The following is a 20,191-nucleotide window of genomic DNA, read 5'->3' on the forward strand; positions in this document are numbered from 1 at the left end:
GTCCGACGCAGGAAGTACCCGAAACGAGCCGGGCTATGCGCAGTAAAGAACCCCACACTGCTGCACGGTCGGGGGTCGAGCAGCAGCGCGGGGCTACCTCTATGTATACAGGCAACGGGTTGGTGTTACACGGAGTTTTTCAAACTTCAGGACTGTTTTTCCCAGAAATTATCTACCGAGTGTCCCTTGACGGTGTAAAGCGCGCTCGGCGCAACGGTTTCATAACGAGCTCGAGCAAAGAGTTTGCGTCTGTTGCCTTCTGTTGTCACAGTGAAACATCACTACTTGTGTGATTGATGTGGAAGGAGGCGGCGTGGCATTGCCCTGCCGCGCCGGTCCGAAATATGAAGCGAACTGTTCTTAAAGCCGGCCTTGCCGCCGCGTTGGCGTCGTCCGTCGCGGTGCCGGCGGTCGCCCACGGTGATCCCGACACGACAACGGCTAACACCGAATCCACTGCGAGCGCGGGTACGTCCGCCACTGCGACGACCGGTACCGACACCAAGACGGTGCTCGCCGGCAAAACGATCTTCCTCGACCCCGGTCACCAGGCCAGCGCGACGCCGGAACAGCTGAGCAAGCAGGTGCCCGACGGTCGCGGCGGTCACAAGGACTGCCAGACCACCGGGATGACCACCGTCGAGGGCGTGCCGGAGCACACCATCGCCTGGAAGGTCGCGCAACTAACCAAGAGTGCGCTGGAGAGCCTCGGCGCGAAGGTGGTGCTCAGCCGGCAGGACGACACCGGCTGGGGTGGCTGCATCGACGAGCGCGCGCAGGCCGCTAACAACTCCGGTGCGCAGGTCGCGGTCAGTATCCATGCCGACGGCACGCCCGCCGATGTGGCTGGCAAAGACCACGGCTTCCACCTGATCGTGCCCACGCTCCCCATTCCGGACAAGACAGTCAACGACGTGCAGTCGACAAAGGGCCTGCAGTTCACCCGCGACATGCGCGATGCATATGTGAAGAACGGATTCACGCCGTCGACCTATGCAGGGGTGGACGGCGTGATGCCGCGCAGCGACATTGCCGGACCAGCGCTGACCAAGATCCCGCTAGCCTTCATCGAGATGGGTAACGGCGCCAACGCCGACGACGCCAAGGTTCTCGACTCGCAGGACGGTCAACTCAAGAATGCGATCGCCATCACCACGGGCGTCGTCACCTACCTGCTCGGGTCGGCCAACTCGCCGAAGGCAGCCCTGACCGCCGCGACGACCAACGCGGCGGCCGCCACGCCGCTGGATGCCTTGCCGACCGCCGACGCGGTGCCCACCACCGACGTCGCGGTGCCCACCACCGACGCCGCGGTGCCCACAACCAACACCGTGCCCACAACCAACGCGGCAATTCCGACCACCGACGCCGTGCCGATGACCAACGCAGTGCCGATGACCAACGCAGTGCCGATGACCAACGCAATGCCCATGACCAACGCGGCAGTACCGACCACGGACGCGGTGCCGCCCGTCGGCGCGGTGACGACCTCTGCGCTGCCGCCGGCCACTGCGCTCGGCACCCAGTCGATCCCGGGTAGCGACAGCCTGTCGCAGACGACTACCGCGCCGGCCTACAGCGGCAAGGCGAACGAGCTGCTTTCCACCCTGATCTCGACCCTGCAGCCGCTGCTGCAGGCCGCCGGTATCGACCTGCACGGGACGAGCCCGGTGTCGCTGCTGTCCGGGCTCGCCGAAGCGCTGGTGGGCGCACTGGGCAAGGGCACCGGGTAGCAGCGCTACCCTGGGCTGCGATGGTGGCCCACGTTCCTGTGCTCCTTGTCGCCGGATTTCTCGGCGCGGGCAAAACGACCCTACTCAACCATGTGTTACGGCATCCGTCCGGCGCGCGAATAGGCGTGGTGGTCAACGACTTCGGCAAAGTCAACATCGACGCGATGCTGGTGGCCGGCCAGGTCGATGCGATGGTGTCACTGGGCAACGGCTGCGTGTGCTGTGTCGTGGACACCGATGACCTCGACCGGGTACTGCACAGGCTGGCCGCCGTGCGCCCGGCGCTGGACAGCATCGTCATCGAGGCGAGCGGTCTCGCCGAGCCGCGCGCGCTGATCCGCATGGTGCTCGGCGCCCGCAGCGAGCGAATTCGCTACGGCGGCTTGGTCTATGTGGTCGACGCGGTCGAGTTCGACGACACCTGTGACACGCATCCGGAGCTTGCACGACACGCACGGCTGGCGGACCTCGTGGTGATCAACAAGGCGGATCGCGTCGGGTCGGACGAACTCAGCGACCTCATCGCGCGCGTGCGTGCGCTGGCCGGACCCGTGCCCGTGCTTCCCACCGCGCACGGGCGGGTCGACCCAGCCATGCTGTTCGACGTATCCGGGAAGCGCACTTCGCAGGCCGGAGCGCAACTCTCACTCGACGAATTGATGCGCGAAACCGGATGCGAGACGCACGAGCACCTGCATGACCGCTACCAGTCTGTGGAGTTCAGCACCGACGTCCCGCTCGATCCGCGCAAGCTGATGGCTTTCCTGGAGCACCCGCCCGCCGGACTCTTCCGGGCGAAAGGCATCGTCGGATTCGCCGCCGACATCCATCGCAAACACGTCGTGCACACGGTCGGAAGACATGTCAGCTTCACCGCGACCCGGTGGCGCCGCGGCGAGCAGGCGCGCACCCAACTCGTGTTCATCGGCATCGGCCTGGACAGCGCGGACGTACTCGCCCGACTCCGGGCGACAGAGCACGACGAGGATCAGCCGCCCGACCCGCACGCCATGCTCCGCGTCGACGCGCTCACCCGGTGATTACAGGCCCACCCATTCGGACACCCCGTCGGCGAAGTGCTGACGCTTCCAGATCGGCACCTCGTGTTTGATCCGCTCCACCAGCTCGGCGCAGACCCGGAACGCCTCGCCGCGGTGCGGGGCCGCCACGGCCGCGATGAGCGCCAGGTCACCGACCTTCAGTTCGCCGACCCGGTGAATCGCGGCAACGGGAAGGTCGTTGGCGCCCGCGATTTCGGCGCAGATCTGCGACAAGAATCGCTCCGCGTCGGGGTGGCACTGATACTCCAGCATCGAAACAGCTTGGCCGCCATCGTGATCACGCACTACTCCGGTGAACACGACCACGGCGCCGTGGCGTGGGCCGGCCACCGCTGCGTCCACGACTGCGGGGTCGAGCGGTTCGGCGGAGATCCGTGCGACCAACTCAGTCATGACGACCACCTCCGGCGACCTGATCCAACAGGTGATCCAGCATCGGTTCCAGCACCGCCAGTCCATCGCGGACGCCACCCGGTGAGCCGGGCAGGTTGACGACGACAGTGCGACCCACAAGGCCCGCGATGCCGCGACTCAGCGACGCCAGCGGAAACGCCGCAGCGCCGCGCTGCCGAATCGCTTCGGCAATCCCGGGCAGTTCCCGGTCGATCACGGCGCGGGTCGCCTCCGGCGTGGCATCGGTCGGCGACGCGCCGGTGCCGCCGGTAGTCAGTACCAGGGCGGGGGAATCCGAGAGGGCGTCGGCGAGTCCGGCAGCGATGTCGGCGTCGGCGTGCACCAACGGACCGCGGACCGCAAAACCGCGCTCGCGCAGCCAGTCTGCGATCTGCGGACCGGTCGTGTCGGTGCGACTGCCCGCGGCCGCGGCCGTCGAGGCCACCAGCACGGTGGCGGAGCGCTTGGCGGGAGCCGTTGCCGGGACGGCGGTTTCACGCTGCCAGTGGCCGTGCTTACCGCCGTCTTTGGTCAACAACCGCACGTTGGTGAGGGTGGCCGCCGGGTCGACGGCCTTCACCATGTCATGCAACGTGAGACCGGCCACCGCCACGGCGGTGAGGGCCTCCATCTCGACCCCGGTGGGGCCCTTGGTCTTTGCCGTCGCCTCGATGGTGATCGCCGTGTCGGTGAAGTCGAAACGCACCGATACCGACGACAACGCCAGTTGGTGACACAGCGGGATCAACTCGGAGGTCTTCTTGGCCCCTGCGATGCCCGCGATCCGGGCCGTGGCCAGCACGTCCGCCTTGGGCAGACCATCGGCGCGCACGAGCGTCACCACCTCGGGTGTCGTGACGAACTCGCCCGCCGCGACGGCCGTTCGGCTGCTGTCGATCTTGGCGCTGACATCGACCATCCGTGCCCGGCCTTCGGCATCGAGGTGGGAGAACGTGCTCATAACTGCAACACTCGCACACACTCGCCGGCGGGAATCTCGACGGTGTCTTCGCCGATGTCGATGAGCACGTCGGCGGTGACCATGGCCGCCACCAAATGCGATCCCGGACCCGAAACCTGCTCGACCCCAAGATCGGTGGTGCGCCCGCGCAGAAACTGGCGACGGCCGGGGATCGAGGTGATCCGGCGCTGGGTAGGCAGTTCGCACGTTTTGCGCGCAGCCAGGCCCGCGGCGGCGCGCAGGAACGGGCGCAGAAAGATCTCGAACGACACCAGGGTGCTCACCGGATTCCCGGGAAGGCTCAGCACCGGAACGCCGTCGAAATTCGAAATCCCCTGTGGTCCACCAGGTTGCATCGCCACATGCGCGAAGTCGCCGCCGCGCGGTTGCAAGGTTTCCTTGACCACTTCGAAATCACCCATCGACACCCCACCCGAGGTGAGCACCAGATCCGCCGCGGCGGCCGCCGCGGTCAAGACAACGAGAAACTCCGCGGGGTCATCGCTGCTGTGGCCGACCGACACCACCTCGGCGCCGTTGGCGGCGACGCTCGCGGCGAGAGCGAGCCCGTTGGAGTCGTAGATCTGCCCGGGCCGCAACGGTTCTCCGGCCGGGATCAGCTCGTTTCCGGTGGTGATAACGGCGACGCGGAGACGGCGGCGGACGTCCACGGTCTGGATACCGACGGCTGCCAGCGCGGCGAGGTGTCGGACCCGCAGCAGTGTGTTCGCGTCGACAAGGTTGGCGCCGGCGGCGACGTCGCTGCCCGGTTCACGCACGAACTCGCCCGCCGTGCGTCTGCGGTGAATGGTCACCTTTTCGCCGTCGACGGCGGTGTCCTCCACTGGGACGACGCAGTCGGCGCCGTCGGGCAGCGGTGCGCCGGTCATGATCCGCACCGCGGACCGCGGCGGCAATGGTGTGGCGCCGGTGTCTCCGGCCGCGATGGTCCCCACGATCGGTAACGTCGCCGGAATCGCGCCGAGATCGACCGCATGAACCGCGAAACCGTCCATCTGCGAGTTGCGGAACAGTGGCAGATCGATCGGGGCGACAACGTCCGTGGCGAGCAGTCGCCCGAGGGCCTCTCGCAGCGGTACCCGCTCGGCGGGCTGCGCACCGATCGGCTGCAGGAGCGCCGTGACTTTGCTGATCTGCTCGTCCACGGTCCGCCGCGTCATGGGTTCAGGCTAACGGCTCCCCGCGCCCGGTCGCCGCTGGCCGCGGCATACTGGACCAATGACGCTGGTTGACGTGGGCATCCCCGCTGTCCGTGGTGCCCGCCCGACGGCGGCGGGCCGCCCGGAGGTGCCCGAACTCGTCGACCGCTTCGGCAGGGTGGCGCGTGATCTGCGCATCTCCATCACCGAGAAGTGCTCGCTGCGCTGCACCTATTGCATGCCGGCCGAAGGGTTGCCGGCTATTCCGGCCGAGGAATTGCTCACCGCGGAGGAAATCGCGCGGGTGGTCGGGATAGCGGTGCATCTACTCGGCATCCATGAGGTGCGCTTCACCGGCGGGGAACCGCTACTGCGCCGCGACCTCGAGCAGATCATTTCCGGCTGCCGGGAGAAGGCGCCGGACGTGCCGCTGTCGATGACCACCAATGCCGTCGGTCTACAGCACCGGGCGCCCGGACTCGCCGAGGCGGGGCTGAGCCGGGTCAATATTTCGCTGGACTCAGTCGACCGCGCGGAGTTTGCTCAGCTCACCCGGCGTGACCGGCTGCCGTCGGTCCTAGCCGGCATCCGGGCCGCCCACGGCGCCGGGCTCACGCCTGTCAAGATCAACGCGGTGCTGATGCCGCAGACACTGGCGGGCGCGGCCGATCTGCTCGGCTGGTGCCTCGAGCACGGCCATGAGCTGCGGTTCATCGAGGAAATGCCACTCGACGCCGACCACGAATGGGCTCGTACCAATATGGTCACCGCTGCGCAGCTGCTCGAGGTGCTGTCTGCACGCTTCACGCTCACCGAGGTCGGCCGGTCGGATCCCGCGGCCCCGGCGGAGCAGTGGCTGGTCGACGGCGGGCCGCAGCGCGTCGGGATCATCGCCTCGGTCACCCGGTCCTTCTGCGGCGATTGCGACCGGACGAGGCTCACGGCTGACGGAATGATCCGTTCGTGCTTGTTCAGTGACCGGGAGTTCGACCTGCGTACGCCGATGCGCAACGGCGCCGACGACGCCGAACTCGCGCAGTTGTGGCGCGCCGCCATGTGGAACAAGTGGGCCGGGCACGGCATCGATGCGGCCGATTTCGCGCCGCCCGAGCGGAGCATGGGAGCTATCGGTGGCTGATACCCGCACTGTTGAGGTTCGCTATTTCGCCGCCGCCGCCGAGGCGGCCGGACGCGCGAAGGAAGATCTGCACCTGACCGCTGCTGCGACCGTGGCCGACCTGCATGACGTGCTTGCCGACAAGTACGGCGCAGCCATGACGCGCATCCTCGGGGTCGCCGCGTTCCTGGTCGGCGACGAGCTGACCCGGGACCGCGGACAGCTGCTCGGCGACCGGGTCGACGTCCTCCCGCCATTCGCAGGCGGCTGATTTTCGCGGTCGACATTGCAGTGCCGCCAAAGTGATGTCATCATGACATCATGCTTCTCGAACCCTACGTCGAACAGGTACACCGCCAACTCGAGGCGGCCGCCGCGCTCGGTGACGAGCGCACCAAACAGACAGCGGCGGCATTGGCCGGCGCGGCAGAGTCTGCGGTCCGGCTCGCGATCCTGTCTGCCGTCACCGACGCCGCCCATGAGATGACCGCCGCGCTCATCGACGCCGACGCACACGGTGCACCGGCCATCTCCACGCAACTCGACGGCGACGAACTGCGCATCCACGTGGCGGCCAGCCCCGCGCCCGAACCGCAATCCGACGACGGCGACGCGAACGCCCGAATCTCGTTGCGGCTCTCCGATGCCCTCAAGGCCGAAATCGAGCGCGCCGCCAACCGCGAGTCGGTGTCGGTGAACACCTGGCTCGTGCGCACGGCCCGCGCCGGATTATCGCTGCGCACAACGTCTTACGGCAAGCAGACCCACGGCCGCGTCACCGGCTGGGTCACCGGATAAGCCGACCACGACCATTGGGAGAGAAAACTATGACCACCTATACGCTTCCCGTCTCTGGCCCCATCAGCCTCGCCTGCCGCCTCGGCTACGGTGCGCTCACCGTGCACGCCCGCGACGACGTGACCGAAGCCACCGTGACGCTGTCGTCACGCCACCCCGATTCGGCGGCGGAGGCCATGGTCACGGTGGACATGAGGGGCACCACCCTGACCGTCGAGGAGCAGCAACCGCGGTTCGGGCTTGCCGACATTGCCGCGCTGATCGGCGGGCGCCGCGACGCCCTGGACGTGGAGGTCACCGTTCCCACCGGCACGCCGGTGCGCATCTCCACTCGCGGGTCGCAGATTACGCTGACCGGCACCGTCGGAACCGCCGACATCGTCACCGGCGCTGCGGATTTGATCTTCGAAACCGTCGACGGCGACCTGCGTTTCCGTTCCGGCAGCGGCCAGGCGCGGGGCACCGAGGTCACCGGCGATGTCAGCGTCAAGACCGGGTCGGGTCGCGCCCGCATCGATCAGATTCGTGGCGGCGTCGAAGTGCGTTGCGGGAGCGGCAGCCTCGACATCGGGGTGGCCCGTGGACCGGTCAACATGCGGACCGGGTCGGGCACGGCCAGCATCGAGTGCGCGGAGGGCGACATCGATTTCGTGAGTGGCTCCGGCGGAATGAGCATAGGCCTACCGGCCGGTCAAACCGCGCGGCTCGACGTGCTCACCGGCAACGGCCGGGTGCACAGCGAACTTCCCGTTGAGGACACACCGCCGACCGGCAAGGCGGTCATCGACATCCGCGCCCGCACCGGCAACGGCAACGTGCGGCTGCACCGCAGCACCCGTCAGCCGGTGTAGCCGCTCAGCTGCGCCACCAGTCATCGAACGGCGCGACCGGGGTGGCGCGCTTGTGCCGGGTGGTGTTGAAGATCGACTCGATGCGTTCGGCCACCTCCGGGGTGACGTCTTTGCCCTCGAGATAGTCGTCGATCTCCGCATAGCGCAGGCCGAGCGCCTCTTCATCCGGTAGCGCAGGACGGTCGTCCTCGAGGTCTGCCGTGGGCACTTTGACCCACACGGACTCGGGTGCTCCGAGCTCACGCAGCAGTGCGGCACCCTGACGTTTGGTCAGTCCGCCCAGTGGGGTGACGTCGACCGCGCCGTCGCCGTACTTGGTGAAGAAGCCGGTGACGGCCTCCGCGGCATGATCGGTCCCGACGACCAGCAATCCGAGCTGGCCGGCGATCGCATACTGCAGCACCATGCGCTCGCGGGCCTTGATGTTGCCGCGAACGAAGTCCCGCAGCGACGTCTCGCCGTCGAGCAGGTCGGCGATCGCGGCTGCGCTCTCGGCCGCCGCGGCGTCGGCGCTCGGCTTGACGTTGACCTCGACCGTCCGGTCGGGCTGGATGAACTTCAGCGCGATCTGCGCATCCGCCTCATCGGCCTGGGTGCCGTACGGCAACCGCGCCGCCAGGAACGTCGCATCATGCCCCTCGGCACGCAATTCCTCGGCGGCCAACTGGCACAGCCGCCCGGCCAGCGTGCTGTCCTGGCCGCCGCTGATGCCCAGGACGAAACCTTTGGCTCCGGAGGTGACCAAGTACTGCTTGAGGAAGTCGGTGCGCCGGCGGATCTCGGCGGCCGGATCGATCGTTGCGGCGACGCCGAGTTCGGAAATGATCTGTGCTCTGGTCACCTGCGCCACGATAGCCACGAGAGCAAGGTCGTGGCTACCTCCACCACAGGCATTTGCGCTGGCGGCAGCCCCTCTCGGTAAACTTTTCGACATGCTCAAGGCCGTGCCAACCCGGCACGTGCGCCAGATGCGCTACCCGAGATTGAGAGTCACCCGAACGTGAGTGAACCCGTCGCCCCTTCCGCGCGCCCATGGAACATCCAGCAATGGGGATTGCGCTGGAAAGTGGTTGCCGTGGTGGCGGTTCCGCTGATTGCTGCCATCGTACTCGGTGCCATGCAGGTGGCGAGTGAAATTCAGCAGGCCACCAAATTGCACGACGCCGCGAAGTACGCGGACGTCATCTCCACGGTCGCCGAGCTCAATGGCATCACCGGAATCGTCTCCGGCGGCCAGCTGTCCAACACGGTGACCGACGCCGACCTGGCCGAGTTCGACAAGCAACTGCAAGCCGCCCGCGCCGACCTGAACCGATCGGGGCTGTACCCCGACGCCAAGGGCGCGATCAGCCAGATGATCGACACGGCCGAGTTGGTCCGGTCCACCGGTAAGCAGCCGGGACGCGGCCTGCCCGAGACTGCGGCCGTCCTGCACCGCCTCGCCGACGAGACTGCCAAGACGATCGACCTGATCGTCGGGCCCATGTCCGACAGCGCCATCGACAAGGCCGCCAACCGGCTGCTCGAGGTGCAGGGGGCCTACCGGGCGCTGCGCGACGAGACGCTGGCCGGGGTGCAGATGCTGCTCAACCCCAAGGACCCGGGCACCGACGTGCTCACGCAGGCCGGCGGCGAACTCGCGATGCTCGACAACTTGCGCCGCAGCAATCCGGACCTGACCGCCAAGATCGCCGATCTGCAGAAACTCACCAACGACCGGATCACCACCCTGCTCGACGCGCGCGGCCACAACCAGCCGTTGCCGGTGGACAAGCTGCGTGCCTCGCTGCTGGCCAGCCAGGCCGCCTACACCGACATGACCCGCCAGGCGGCAGCCGACATCAGTTCGGTGATCGACCAGCGTGTGGCCGACGCTCGGAACGTCGCTATCCGCGACATCGCCATCGTGCTGGCGGCACTGATCATCGCGACGGTGCTCGCGGTCCTGGTCTCGCGCTCCTTGCTGTCGCCGCTGCGCCGGCTGCGCGAAAGCGCGCTGCGCGTCTCGCACGCCGAACTGCCCGAAGAGATCGATCGGATCAAGGCCGGCGAGCGGCTCGAGAACATTCAGGTGTCGCCCGTTCCGGTGCGCACGACCGAAGAGATCGGTCAGGTGGCCCGCGCCGTGGACGACATGCACGGCCAGGCGCTGCGCCTCGCCGGCGAGCAGGCCCAGCTCCGGTTGCAGGTCAACGACATGTTCGAGACGCTGTCGCGCCGCAACAAGTCGCTGGTGGATCACCAGCTCAACCTCATCGAGTCACTCGAGCAGGAGGAGAAGGACCCGACTCGGCTCGACAGCCTGTTCCGGCTCGACCACCTTGCCGCCCGGATGCGCCGCAACAACGACAACCTGCTCATCTTGGCGGGCACCAAGACCCGGCAGCAGCGCAACGCGGCCGTACAGCTCGGTGACGTGGTGCGTGGTGCGATCTCGGAGGTCGAGGAGTACCAGCGGGTGCGCATCGGGGCTGTTCCCGACGGCCTGATCGCCGGCAGCGCGGTGGCCGACGTTGTGCACATCATCGCCGAACTGCTCGACAACGCCCTGCGCGCGTCGCCGCCGGACAGCGAGGTCGGCTTCCACTACGGCCGCGCGATCGACGGCGGCTGGATCATCGAGATCGCCGACACCGGCATCGGCATCCCGCCGGCGCAGCTCGACGCGATCAATACGCAACTGCGCGAAGGCTCGACGGTGAGTGCGGAGACTGCGCGCCGCATGGGCCTCTATGTTGTGGGCCAGCTCGCGCACCGCCACGGGATCAGCGTGCGGCTGCGGCCGACGCTGGAAACCGCGCGCAACGCTGGGATCGTCGCCAGTATTCACCTGCCCCCGCAACTGACGGTTGCCGCGCCGTCGCCCGCACCAGCACCGGTGCCGCAGGCGTCGGCCGAGCCGCGCGAGCCAGTCGCTCCAAGGCCGCCGCTGGCCCCGGTCGCCGCTGCCGCGCCGAATGGCGTCGACGCGGTCCACACCGGCCTACCGCAGCGCCAACCGGGCAGCGCATTGCCGCAGCGCCAACCTGGGCCGGGATTACCCCAGCGCGAACCCGTCAGTCCGCCGCCGCAGGGCGAACCCAGCCCAGAATTGCCGCAGCGGCAACCGGCCAGCGGATTGCCGCAGCGCCAACCCGGGGCAGGGCTGCCGCAGGGTCAACCAGGGGCAGGGCTGCCGCAACGCCAGCCGGCCGCGCCGGCCCCGGAACCGACTGCGATACCTGTTGCCGCCACCGCCACCGAGCCCGCGGCACCGACGCGGCACCGCGGCGACCCCGCGAAAACGGCGTCGTTCTTCACTTCCCGGCTCGAGGAGGCGCCGCAGCCGATCGAGGACACGCCGATCTTCGGCGAAATGGTGTCCGCGTGGCTCGCCGACTCCGACAAGGTCGACTTCAATGTCGCCGACGTGTGGAACAGCCGTGCCGACGCCGGGTGGACGGCGGCCCGCATGGCCACCGAAGCGACGGTGCAAGGCCGTACGGCAGCGGGGTTGCCGAAGCGGCAGCCGGGCAGCCGGTTGGTGCCGGGCTCGGTGTCGAGTTCAGCGGCGGGGAGGCAGGGGCGCCGCGATCCTGATGCGGTCCGGTCCAGCCTGGGCCGCCATCAGCGGGGGGTGCGAACCGGCCGGGCCGACCAGGCGCGGCGGCGGAGTACCGAAGGAGAGCGATGAACGACCCGATGAGCGCCAGCGCCGGTGCACCCGGGCGACCACTGGACTGGCTGGTGACCAACTTCACTCGCGAAGTGTCCGGCGTCGCGCATGCGGCGCTGGTCTCCGCCGACGGATTGCTCATGGCCGCGAGCGAGCATTTGCCCCTGGACCGCGCCGAGCAGTTGTCTGCCGTGACCGCCGGGATGGCCAGCCTGTCGACCGGCGTCTCGAACCTGTTCGACGGCGGCGGCGTGCTGCAGTCGGTGATCGAGATGCAGCGCGGTTATCTGTTGCTGATGAGTGTGGGCGACGGCTCGCATCTGGCGGTGCTGACCTCCTCGGAGTGCGATATCGGTCAGGTGGGTTACGAGATGGCGCTGCTCGTCGACCGGGTCGGGGCGGCGGTACAGGCCTCGCCGCGCTCTTCGACGGCGTACTGACAGGCGGGCGTCACCATGACTGACCGCTCGCCGGAGCCGCAGGGGCCGAGCCTGGTTCGGCCCTACTCGCTCACATCCGGCCGCACTAAGCCGGCCGTGGAGCTTGCGGTGGAGGCGCTCATCAGGGCGCTTCCCGAGCCGGTGAACAGGCATCGGGAACTCGATGATGTCGAGGCGGCGATCGTGGCGCTGTGTGCGCAGTCGCCCTCGGTTGCTGAAATCGCGGCGCGGGTCGGGGTGCCCCTGGGCGTCGCCAGGGTGCTGGTCGCGGATCTGGTTGAGGCCGGATATGTGCAGGTGCTGGCCACCTTGCGCGACGACGCCACCGACGACGAGCGGCGGCAGCTGATCGAAAGGGTGCTGAGTGGGCTTCGGAGTATCTAACCAAGACCGGGCCGCGACGTCGGCGAAAATCGTCATCGCGGGCGGCTTCGGCGTCGGCAAGACCACGCTGGTCGGCGCGGTGTCGGAGATCGTGCCGCTGCGCACCGAGGCGATGGTGACGGAAGTCAGTGCCGCCGTGGACAGTTTGGCGGCCACGCCGGACAAGGACACCACGACGGTCGCCATGGACTTCGGCCGGCTCACCCTTGCCGACGACCTCGTGCTGTATTTGTTCGGCACCCCCGGGCAATCGCGGTTCTGGTTCATGTGGGACGACCTGATTCGCGGCGCGATCGGTGCGATCGTGCTGATCGACACCCGCCGACTCGACTCCAGCTTCGCGGCGGTCGACTACTTCGAGGCCAAGAACCTGCCGTTTTTGGTGGCGCTCAACGTGTTCGATGATGCTCCGCGGTATCCGCTGGAGGAGATCCGGCAGGCGCTGGCCATTCCCGCGGATGTCCCGATGATGGCCATTGATGCGCGCGAGCGGGATTCGGCAAAGTCGGCATTGATTGCCGTGGCCGAGTACGCATTACAGCGACTGTCGGCACCGGCCTGATGCAGGAGCGGACCTTCCGCAAACAACGCGCCGGCGTTCACCCGGACTTCTTTCCCGCGGAGGCCGCGGGTTTACGGTGGCTGGCCGATGCCGGAGCGCCGGTAGTGCGGGTGCTCGAGGTGGACAGCTCGCACATCGTTTTGGAACGGGTCGACAGCGCTGCACCGCGTGCCGCGGCGGCCCGCGCGCTCGGCGGTGCGCTGGCCCGCATGCACGATGCCGGGGTTGATGGTCGCGGCTTCGGTTGTGCCCCGGACGACTTCACCGGCCAGATCTTCATCGGTAAGCGCCCGATGAGCAGTACCGAGCACGCGCGGTGGGGCGAGTTCTACGTGACCGAGCGGGTGTTGCCTTACCTGCGCATCGCCGTCGACGCCAGCAGCGTGACCGGCGAGCAATTGGGTGATATCGAACGCGCCTGCGATCTCGTCGCGGCCGGCACGTTCGATGACGGTGAGCCGCCTTCGCGCATTCACGGCGACCTGTGGAACGGCAACGTCATGTGGACGACCAATGGCGCGGTGCTGATCGACCCGGCGGCGCACGGCGGTCACCGGGAGACGGATCTGGCCATGCTCGACCTGTTCGGCTGTGCCTATCTCGACGAGATCATCGCGGGCTACACCGACCAGCATCGGTTGCGCGACGGCTGGCGAGCGAGAGTGCCGGTGCACCAACTGCATCCGCTGGCCGTGCACGCCGCGGGATACGGCGCCGGCTACGGCCGGGCGCTGCACGAGGCGGCGGTGCGGACTCGTCGGTTGGCCTAACGGCTCGCCATCTCCACGGTGACGCGTCCGCCGGTGACGAGCGAATGCCGTGCCGCCGCGCACACCGCGGCCGCGGCGTACCCGTCCCAGGATCCGGCGGCCACGAAACCGGTTGCTACGTCGACCGGCGCGCCGCGCACAGCATCGATCCAGCACTGCAGTTCCCGGGCATAGGCGTGCGAAAAGCGTTGGCGGAAGTCACCGGTCACGCCGTCGCGTAGGCCGAGCACCGCGCTGCCGTCACTACCGACCACCTCGGCGCGCACCTCGTATCCGGTCCCCGTGGTGACAAACAGCTCGACGTCGACGAGCACGCCGTCGGTGGTCTCCAGCAGCGCCAGCTGCGGGTCCCGCAGGCCCTCAGGCGCCTTCGGCGAGGATCGACCGGAAACCATGGTCACCGCGGCGATTTCACTGCCAAGCAGAAACCGGGCGGCGTCGATCTCGTGCACGAGTGAATCGTTGACCACCGATGCATTGTCGTAATAGCTTGGCACCGAGGCATTTCGATGGGTGCAATGGATCAGCAGCGGGGTGCCGAGCCTGCCGCTGCCGATTCGCTCGCGCATCTGCATGTACTCGCTGTCGAACCGGCGCATGAAACCGAGTTGGATCAGTCTGCGACCCGTCGCGGCCTCCGCCTCGACGACCCCCAGCGCGGTGTGTGCGTCGGTGGTGAGCGGCTTCTCGCACAGCACAGGCTTACCTGCGGCCAGACAGGCCAGCAGCTGCTTTTCGTGCGCATGTGCAGGCGAGGCGATGAGGACAGCGTCAACGTCGGGATCGGTGATCGCGTCGAAGGGATCGATGACGACCCGCGCCCCAACCGTCGACGCAACCGCACGCGCCCGGTCCTCGCACACATCGCTGACCACCCGCACCTTGGCTCCCGTTGTGCCGCTGGTGATGCGCAGCGCGTGATCGGTGCCCATGACGCCGGCGCCGATCACGCCGACGCGCAGGGTGCTCATCGGAACCGAACCGCCGGACCGGCGCAGCCGGCGAGGTAGTTGCGGGTGCGCCGGGCGATCGGGGCGGGTGCGTCGGCCGGGCATGGAAACATGTCTTGCTCCACGATGGCGAAAATGTCTCGGTCCAGGCCGGCGATGGCGTCGAGCAGCGGCGGCCACTCGGGAACGCCGAGCGGTGGCTCGACCATCGCGCCCAAAGCCACTGCGGCGCCGAAAGAAAGGTCCTCTGCGCTGACCTTGGCGGCGATTTCCGCATCGACCTGCTTCAGGTGCAGGTAGCCGATGCGCTCGGGGTGATTGCGGATGAGTGCCGCGTTGTCGCCGCCGCAGTAAGCGATGTGGCCGGTGTCGAGGCACAGGCTCACGTAGTCCGGATCGGTTTCGGCCAAAAACCTCTCGACCTGCTCGGGGCTGGCGACGTGGCTGTCCGCGTGCGGGTGGTACTGCATCCGGACGCCGTAGTGTTCGTAAAGCTCGCGGCCAAGCCTGTTGATGCCCTGGATCTTCCGATCCCACGCGGCGCTGTCGAGCATCCGCGGCTCGACCTCGGCGCCGGTGCGGTCGTCGCGCCACAATTGCGGTATCACGACGATGTGGCGGCCGCCGACGGCGGCGGTGAGCTCGGCGACCCTACGCGCCCGCTCCCACACCTGCGCCCAGGAGCCTTCGCCGTGCAGTTGCTCGAAAACCGTTCCCGCGGCCAGCCGCAACTCGCGCGCGCGGAGTTCGTCGCGCAGCTGTGCGGGATCGGTCGGCAGATAGCCGTAGGGGCCGAGCTCGATCCAGCCGTATCCGGCGCTGGCGGCCTCGTCGAGGAACCGCCGATACGGTGGTTGGCGCGGGTCGTCGCTGTACCACACACCCCACGAATCGGGTGCTGTGCCAATATGAATCACGCTCATTAGCTGTCCTCCCTCAGCGAGTCGCGAGTCGGCCGCAGGTAGTCTCGTTGCGCGCGTTTGTGCGAGTCGTACTCGGTGCGGGCGCGGGCGGTGTCTGCGACCCCTGGTACTGCCGAAACCGGTACATCCCACCATGACTCGCTCGCCGGTGCGACGGTGTGCGGGTCGGTGCGCACGTGGATGACCGTCGTATGTTCAGATGCCTTCGCCTCCCGGAGCGCATCAGCGAACTCGGCACAGCTTGTCGCGCTGATGGTGTGCGCGCCGAGGCTGGCGGCGTTGGCGGCGAGGTCGACCGGCAGCGGCGGGCCGTCCAGGCGGCCCGATGGCGAGCGGAATCGGTATGCGGTACCGAACCGTTGGGCGCCTACGGATTCGGATAGTCCGCCGATCGAGGCAAAGCCGCCGTTGTCGACGAGCACGACTATCAGCTTGACGCCCTCCTGGATGGCAGTGACCAATTCGCTCGACATCATCAGCCACGAACCGTCACCGACCAGTACGAACACGTCCCCGCCGGGGCGCGCCAGTCCGACGCCGAGGCCGCCGGCCACCTCGTAGCCCATGCACGAGTAGCCGTACTCCACGTGATACGTCCCCGGCTTGGTCACCCGCCAGAGCTTGTGCAGGTCACCGGGCATGGACCCGGCGGCGCACACCACGACGTCGTCTTCCCCGGCGGCCGCGTTCACCATGCCGATGACCGCGGCCTGGGTTGGCGGCTCGCACCCGTCGACGGCGGTGGCTTCGGCGACGGCGTGGTCCCAGTCCGCCACCCGTTCGGCGACTGTGCGGTGATACGCGTCCTCTACCCGATAGCCGCCCAGTTCTTTTGTGAGAGCGTCGATTGCGGCACGTGCGTCGGCGACCACGTCGATTCCGCCGAGCTTGACCGCGTCGAAGCGGGCCACGTTGATATTGACGAAGCGCACCTGCGCACAGCCGAATGCGCTGTGCGATGCGGTGGTGAAATCGGTGTAGCGCGTGCCGACTCCGATGACCACGTCGGCGTCACGGGCCAGCGCGTTGGCGGCCGCCGTGCCGGTAACGCCGATGGCACCAGCACATTCGGGCTGACGCGAGGGGATCGCGCTCTTGCCGCTCTGGGTCACGGCGACGGGAATGCCGGTGGCGGCGGCGAACTCGGTGAGCGCGTGCGACGCCTCCGAATACAGCACCCCACCGCCGGCGACGATGAGCGGACGACGGGCCGCACGGATCGCGGCGGCGGCCTCAGCGATGTCGGCGCCCTCCGGCGCCGACCGCGGCACGCGCCAAACCCGCTCCGCGAAAAGATCATCCGGCCAATCGAACGCCTCGGCCTGGACGTCCTGCGGCAACGCGATGGTGACGGCACCCGTCTCGACCGGATCGGTGAGCACCCGCATGGCGGACAGTAGCGCGGCGGGCAATTGGTCCGGACGCCACACTCGATCGAAGTATTTCGACACCGGCCGCAGCGCGTCGTTGACGCTGATATCGCCTGCGCCAAAGCATTCCAGCTCTTGCAGCACCGGCGGCGCGCTGCGGGTGGCGAAGACGTCACCGGGCAGCAGTAGCACCGGCAGGCGGTTGATGGTCGCGAGCGCGGCGCCCGTGACCATGTTCGTCGCTCCCGGTCCGATGCTCGACGTCACTGCCCACGTCTGCAGGCGGTTACGGGCACGCGCGTAGGCCGCCGCCGCATGCACAAGCGCCTGTTCGTTGCGGCCCAACACATACGGCAGCCGCCGGGGGTCGTCGAGTTCGGACTCGAGCAGCGCCGTTCCGAGGCCGGCCAGATTGCCGTGCCCGAAGATGCCGAAGCAGCCGACCACGAGGCGCTGGCGCTGGCCGTCGCGCTCGCTGTACTGATTGGCCAGAAAACGAATTGTGGCCTGTGCGACCGTAAGTCGAATCGTGCTCATTGCGGCCTACCGATCGGCAGTCGGGCATCCACCGGCTGGCCTGCCCACGTGCCGCGAATCCAGCCATGCGCGGGATCGTCGGTGATCCGCCAGGCCCGTTCGGGATCGGGGCCGGCCATGACGTTGAGGTAGTACATGTCGTATCCGGGCGTCGCGATAGACGGCCCGTGATAGCCGTGCGGCACCAGCACCACATCACCGGCGCGCACCTCGGCAAGCACATCGATGGGGCGCTGGCTGGTTCCATATACCCGGTGGTAGCCGAAACCGTTGTCAGAGTCGGAGAATTCGAAGTAGTAGATCTCCTCGAGCCGCGACTCGTGCTCGGTGTGTTCGTCGTGCTTGTGGCTGGGATACGACGACCAGTTGCCGGCCGGCGTGATGACTTCGCACGCGATGATCGAGTCCGCGTCGAACGTGTCGGCAGTGGCGAAGTTGTGGACTTGCCGACTGCACTGCCCGGCTCCACGCAACTCGACCGCCACGGCCGAGGCCGGAACGTAACGGAACGGCAGTGTCTTTCGGGCCCGCGCCCCGCAGAATGCGAACCGCCCACCAGCCGCCGATGTCACGGTGAACGCGCTCTCGCGGCCCACATAGGCGAAGTCGGTGGGGCCGGCAAACACCGAGGGGCGCCCGGACAGCACGGAGCATTCTGCGCCGCAAGATACTTCGGCCGAACCGCGCAGGGGCAGCACGACGATCTCGTCCTCGGCGCTTTCCAGTGGCACGGCCTCGCCTGGCGCCAGTTCGATGATCCAGAGGCTGGTTTCGCTCCATCCGGCGCGCTTTGGCGTCACCACGCAGGAAAAGCGCGGCGTCGCAAGGGAACCCGCGGGCAGGTGGTAGCGGCGATCAGACATCGGCACCGCCGGCGAGCAGATCGGTGACCTCGGTGACTGTCGGCATGGCCGTCGAGCATTCGAGCCGGGACGCGACGATCGCGCCCGCGGCGTTGGCGAACTGCACGGTCTTCTCCAGCGACCAACCGTGTAGCAGTCCATGGCAGAGCGCGCCGCCGAATCCGTCGCCGGCGCCGAGGCCATTGACCACCGCGACGTCGAGGGCGGGCACCCGGACGGTTTCCGTCCTGGTCTTGGCCAGCACGCCGAGCGGGCCCTGCTTGACCACCGCCAACTCGACACCGAGGTCCAGCAGACGCTCGGCCGCGTCGTCCGGCTGCGCGGTGCCGACCGCCATCTGACACTCGGCGAGGTTGCCCACCGCGACCGTCACCAGGGCCAACGCCTGCCGGACTTGCTCGCGCGCGGACTGCACCGACGGCCAGAACATCGGCCGGTAGTCCAAGTCGAGCACGGTGTGGCTGCGGCGACGACGGTGGTCCCAGGCGGCGAAGTGCGCAGAGCGGCTCGGCTGCGCGCACAAGCCGGTGACCGTCGACCAGAACACCCCCGCGCCGGCCACGGCATCGGCGGGAATGTCGTCGGCGCGCAGCTGCAGATCGGGTGGTGCCGGGCCGCGATAGAAATAGAGCGGGAAGTAGTCCGGCGGAAAGATCTCGCAGAAAGTGACCGGCGTCGGGTGATGGTCGTCGACCACGACGTACCGGTCGTCCACCCCAAGCTCGCGCAGGCTGGTGCGTACGAAGCCGCCGAAAGGATCGGCGCCCACGCCGGAGATTAACGCGCTGCGGCAACCCAGGCGTGCCGCGGCGACGGCGACATTGGCCGCGCTGCCGCCGAGGAACTTGCCGAAGGTCTGCACCTCATCGAGGCCGACGCCGGTCTGCAGAGGGTAGACATCGACACCGCAGCGCCCGATGGCCACCACATCGAAGCTGCCGCTCGTCACCTTCTCACTCCGCGTCGATGGTCTAGCTGTCGCACCCGCCCGCCAAAACCCGGCGCGCGATCAGTTCCCAATTGTCGGCGATCTGCTCGATCGGCATCCCTAAACCGCGGAGTTGGTGCATAACTAGTTCGGCATCCAGCGGCGCGAGCAGTGCATCGGCGAGCAGACGCACGTCGCCTGCCACGCCGGCTGAGCGCAGCAGCATCATCACGTGTGACAGCGACAACAAATAGGGCGGCAACTCGTAGCGTTGCCCGCCGGCATCCTCGGCCGCGATGCGGACCTCGCCCTCTACCTCGGTGCGGGCGAGTCGCGCGCGGCCGAAGGCCACCAGTCGCTCGACGGGTTCGGCGCCCGGGCCCAGCGGTGGGGGACCGAACATGAAGGCTTGCTGCAACTCGCGCTCGGAGTGGTCGAGCAGGGCGTTCATCAGGCCGGCGCGGCTGCCGAACCGGCGAAAGACGGTGCCTTTGCCGACGCCGGCCCGGTTGGCCACCGCGTCCATGGTCACCGCGCACACTCCGCGTTCGGCGACCAGTTCGGCCGCGGCCTCCAGCAACAACCGCCGGTTGCGCGCCGCATCACCGCGCTCGGAGCTCTCCACGGTCAACGCGGGAAAACCGTTGAGGACGGGCAATTCGGGCGAGGACACAGTAGCCATCGTACGCAGCGGCGACCGACCGGGAATGAACTCGGACCGCGGTCCGTTTGTAC

At 68.0% G+C, this 20,191-nt stretch carries 21 protein-coding genes; 11 read left to right on the forward strand and 10 right to left on the reverse strand.

Annotated elements, in window-relative coordinates; translation table 11 throughout:
- Positions 1 to 344 precede the first annotated feature (344 nt).
- Both FOS14_RS25425 and FOS14_RS04140 read left to right on the forward strand, forming a co-directional pair.
- A complete protein-coding gene (locus tag FOS14_RS25425) occupies positions 345 to 1,733 on the forward strand; it encodes an N-acetylmuramoyl-L-alanine amidase (protein WP_185981612.1) in 1,389 nt (462 codons plus the stop codon).
- 20 nt (positions 1,734 to 1,753) lie between these two features.
- Positions 1,754 to 2,773 (forward strand): GTP-binding protein, encoded by a 1,020-nt coding sequence (locus FOS14_RS04140; protein ID WP_143769016.1) that lies wholly within the window; start codon positions 1,754 to 1,756, stop codon positions 2,771 to 2,773.
- Here FOS14_RS04140 and FOS14_RS04145 read toward each other — a convergent pair whose 3' ends face one another.
- From FOS14_RS04145 to glp, 3 genes are read right to left on the reverse strand one after another with little or no spacing between them, the layout of a single operon-like run.
- Positions 2,774 to 3,187, reverse strand: a complete 414-nt coding sequence (locus FOS14_RS04145; protein WP_143769017.1) for a molybdenum cofactor biosynthesis protein MoaE — start codon at positions 3,185 to 3,187, stop codon at positions 2,774 to 2,776. It abuts the gene before it with no gap.
- Entirely contained in the window at positions 3,180 to 4,148 is a 969-nt protein-coding gene (gene moaCB, locus FOS14_RS04150) for a bifunctional molybdenum cofactor biosynthesis protein MoaC/MoaB (RefSeq protein WP_143769018.1), read from the reverse strand. The genes FOS14_RS04145 and moaCB overlap by 8 nt, the downstream gene beginning before the upstream one ends.
- The gene (glp, locus tag FOS14_RS04155) at positions 4,145 to 5,329 is read right to left on the reverse strand and encodes a gephyrin-like molybdotransferase Glp (protein ID WP_143769019.1); all 1,185 of its coding nucleotides are present in this window, start codon (positions 5,327 to 5,329) and stop codon (positions 4,145 to 4,147) included. Before glp ends, moaCB begins: the two co-directional genes overlap by 4 nt.
- 58 nt (positions 5,330 to 5,387) lie before the next feature.
- Between glp and moaA the strand changes: the two genes are divergently transcribed.
- The 4 genes from moaA to FOS14_RS04175 are packed head-to-tail and all read left to right on the forward strand — an operon-like array spanning position 5,388 to position 8,074.
- Positions 5,388 to 6,446, forward strand: a complete 1,059-nt coding sequence (moaA, locus tag FOS14_RS04160; protein WP_143769020.1) for a GTP 3',8-cyclase MoaA — start codon at positions 5,388 to 5,390, stop codon at positions 6,444 to 6,446.
- On the forward strand, positions 6,439 to 6,696 hold the full coding sequence (locus tag FOS14_RS04165; protein ID WP_255450061.1) for a MoaD/ThiS family protein: 258 nt from the start codon (positions 6,439 to 6,441) through the stop codon (positions 6,694 to 6,696). The genes moaA and FOS14_RS04165 overlap by 8 nt, the downstream gene beginning before the upstream one ends.
- Before the next feature lie 50 nt (positions 6,697 to 6,746).
- Positions 6,747 to 7,223, forward strand: a complete 477-nt coding sequence (locus FOS14_RS04170) for a hypothetical protein (protein ID WP_143769022.1) — start codon at positions 6,747 to 6,749, stop codon at positions 7,221 to 7,223.
- Between the two features lie 29 nt (positions 7,224 to 7,252).
- Positions 7,253 to 8,074, forward strand: coding sequence for a DUF4097 family beta strand repeat-containing protein (locus FOS14_RS04175; RefSeq protein WP_143769023.1), 822 nt, complete (start codon positions 7,253 to 7,255; stop codon positions 8,072 to 8,074).
- A gap of 4 nt (positions 8,075 to 8,078) precedes the next feature.
- Here FOS14_RS04175 and nadE read toward each other — a convergent pair whose 3' ends face one another.
- On the reverse strand, positions 8,079 to 8,915 hold the full coding sequence (nadE, locus tag FOS14_RS04180; RefSeq protein ID WP_370512160.1) for an ammonia-dependent NAD(+) synthetase: 837 nt from the start codon (positions 8,913 to 8,915) through the stop codon (positions 8,079 to 8,081).
- Between the two features lie 159 nt (positions 8,916 to 9,074).
- On the opposite strand from nadE, the gene FOS14_RS04185 reads away from it, so the two are divergent.
- From FOS14_RS04185 to FOS14_RS04205, 5 genes are read left to right on the forward strand one after another with little or no spacing between them, the layout of a single operon-like run.
- Entirely contained in the window at positions 9,075 to 11,747 is a 2,673-nt protein-coding gene (locus tag FOS14_RS04185; protein ID WP_255450062.1) for an ATP-binding protein, read from the forward strand.
- Entirely contained in the window at positions 11,744 to 12,169 is a 426-nt protein-coding gene (locus tag FOS14_RS04190) for a roadblock/LC7 domain-containing protein (protein ID WP_185981613.1), read from the forward strand. The genes FOS14_RS04185 and FOS14_RS04190 overlap by 4 nt, the downstream gene beginning before the upstream one ends.
- Before the next feature lie 15 nt (positions 12,170 to 12,184).
- Positions 12,185 to 12,553, forward strand: coding sequence for a DUF742 domain-containing protein (locus FOS14_RS04195; protein WP_143769025.1), 369 nt, complete (start codon positions 12,185 to 12,187; stop codon positions 12,551 to 12,553).
- On the forward strand, positions 12,534 to 13,115 hold the full coding sequence (locus tag FOS14_RS04200) for an ATP/GTP-binding protein (RefSeq protein ID WP_143769026.1): 582 nt from the start codon (positions 12,534 to 12,536) through the stop codon (positions 13,113 to 13,115). Before FOS14_RS04195 ends, FOS14_RS04200 begins: the two co-directional genes overlap by 20 nt.
- On the forward strand, positions 13,115 to 13,885 hold the full coding sequence (locus FOS14_RS04205) for a fructosamine kinase family protein (protein ID WP_143769027.1): 771 nt from the start codon (positions 13,115 to 13,117) through the stop codon (positions 13,883 to 13,885). Before FOS14_RS04200 ends, FOS14_RS04205 begins: the two co-directional genes overlap by 1 nt.
- On the opposite strand, the gene FOS14_RS04210 is transcribed toward FOS14_RS04205, so the two are convergent.
- From FOS14_RS04210 to FOS14_RS04235, 6 genes are read right to left on the reverse strand one after another with little or no spacing between them, the layout of a single operon-like run.
- Positions 13,882 to 14,856 (reverse strand): Gfo/Idh/MocA family protein, encoded by a 975-nt coding sequence (locus FOS14_RS04210; RefSeq protein WP_143769028.1) that lies wholly within the window; start codon positions 14,854 to 14,856, stop codon positions 13,882 to 13,884. The genes FOS14_RS04205 and FOS14_RS04210 overlap by 4 nt on opposite strands.
- Positions 14,853 to 15,758: a sugar phosphate isomerase/epimerase gene (locus FOS14_RS04215; RefSeq protein WP_143769029.1), complete on the reverse strand. Its 906-nt coding sequence runs from the start codon at positions 15,756 to 15,758 to the stop codon at positions 14,853 to 14,855. Before FOS14_RS04215 ends, FOS14_RS04210 begins: the two co-directional genes overlap by 4 nt.
- Positions 15,758 to 17,665 carry a 3D-(3,5/4)-trihydroxycyclohexane-1,2-dione acylhydrolase (decyclizing) gene (iolD, locus tag FOS14_RS04220; RefSeq protein WP_143769030.1) on the reverse strand — a complete coding sequence of 636 codons (1,908 nt, stop codon included), beginning with the start codon at positions 17,663 to 17,665 and terminating at the stop codon, positions 15,758 to 15,760. Before iolD ends, FOS14_RS04215 begins: the two co-directional genes overlap by 1 nt.
- Positions 17,662 to 18,528: a 5-deoxy-glucuronate isomerase gene (gene iolB / locus FOS14_RS04225; protein ID WP_143769031.1), complete on the reverse strand. Its 867-nt coding sequence runs from the start codon at positions 18,526 to 18,528 to the stop codon at positions 17,662 to 17,664. The genes iolD and iolB overlap by 4 nt, the downstream gene beginning before the upstream one ends.
- Positions 18,521 to 19,477: a 5-dehydro-2-deoxygluconokinase gene (iolC, locus tag FOS14_RS04230; protein ID WP_143769032.1), complete on the reverse strand. Its 957-nt coding sequence runs from the start codon at positions 19,475 to 19,477 to the stop codon at positions 18,521 to 18,523. The genes iolB and iolC overlap by 8 nt, the downstream gene beginning before the upstream one ends.
- 22 nt (positions 19,478 to 19,499) lie before the next feature.
- Positions 19,500 to 20,129, reverse strand: a complete 630-nt coding sequence (locus tag FOS14_RS04235) for a TetR/AcrR family transcriptional regulator (RefSeq protein ID WP_370512162.1) — start codon at positions 20,127 to 20,129, stop codon at positions 19,500 to 19,502.
- Positions 20,130 to 20,191 lie beyond the last annotated feature (62 nt).

The sequence above is a fragment of the Skermania sp. ID1734 genome (assembly GCF_007489285.1).
In the GTDB taxonomy this organism is placed as follows: Bacteria; Actinomycetota; Actinomycetes; order Mycobacteriales; family Mycobacteriaceae; genus ID1734.

Coding starts and splice junctions, on each gene's coding strand:
- FOS14_RS25425 (WP_185981612.1), top strand. CDS start 345: ATGAAGCGAACTGTTCTTAAAGCCGGCCTTGCCGCCGCGTTGGCGTCG.
- FOS14_RS04140 (WP_143769016.1), top strand. CDS start 1,754: ATGGTGGCCCACGTTCCTGTGCTCCTTGTCGCCGGATTTCTCGGCGCG.
- FOS14_RS04145 (WP_143769017.1), bottom strand. CDS start 3,187: ATGACTGAGTTGGTCGCACGGATCTCCGCCGAACCGCTCGACCCCGCA.
- moaCB (WP_143769018.1), bottom strand. CDS start 4,148: ATGAGCACGTTCTCCCACCTCGATGCCGAAGGCCGGGCACGGATGGTC.
- glp (WP_143769019.1), bottom strand. CDS start 5,329: ATGACGCGGCGGACCGTGGACGAGCAGATCAGCAAAGTCACGGCGCTC.
- moaA (WP_143769020.1), top strand. CDS start 5,388: ATGACGCTGGTTGACGTGGGCATCCCCGCTGTCCGTGGTGCCCGCCCG.
- FOS14_RS04170 (WP_143769022.1), top strand. CDS start 6,747: ATGCTTCTCGAACCCTACGTCGAACAGGTACACCGCCAACTCGAGGCG.
- FOS14_RS04175 (WP_143769023.1), top strand. CDS start 7,253: ATGACCACCTATACGCTTCCCGTCTCTGGCCCCATCAGCCTCGCCTGC.
- FOS14_RS04190 (WP_185981613.1), top strand. CDS start 11,744: ATGAACGACCCGATGAGCGCCAGCGCCGGTGCACCCGGGCGACCACTG.
- FOS14_RS04195 (WP_143769025.1), top strand. CDS start 12,185: ATGACTGACCGCTCGCCGGAGCCGCAGGGGCCGAGCCTGGTTCGGCCC.
- FOS14_RS04205 (WP_143769027.1), top strand. CDS start 13,115: ATGCAGGAGCGGACCTTCCGCAAACAACGCGCCGGCGTTCACCCGGAC.
- FOS14_RS04210 (WP_143769028.1), bottom strand. CDS start 14,856: ATGAGCACCCTGCGCGTCGGCGTGATCGGCGCCGGCGTCATGGGCACC.
- FOS14_RS04215 (WP_143769029.1), bottom strand. CDS start 15,758: ATGAGCGTGATTCATATTGGCACAGCACCCGATTCGTGGGGTGTGTGG.
- iolD (WP_143769030.1), bottom strand. CDS start 17,665: ATGAGCACGATTCGACTTACGGTCGCACAGGCCACAATTCGTTTTCTG.
- iolB (WP_143769031.1), bottom strand. CDS start 18,528: ATGTCTGATCGCCGCTACCACCTGCCCGCGGGTTCCCTTGCGACGCCG.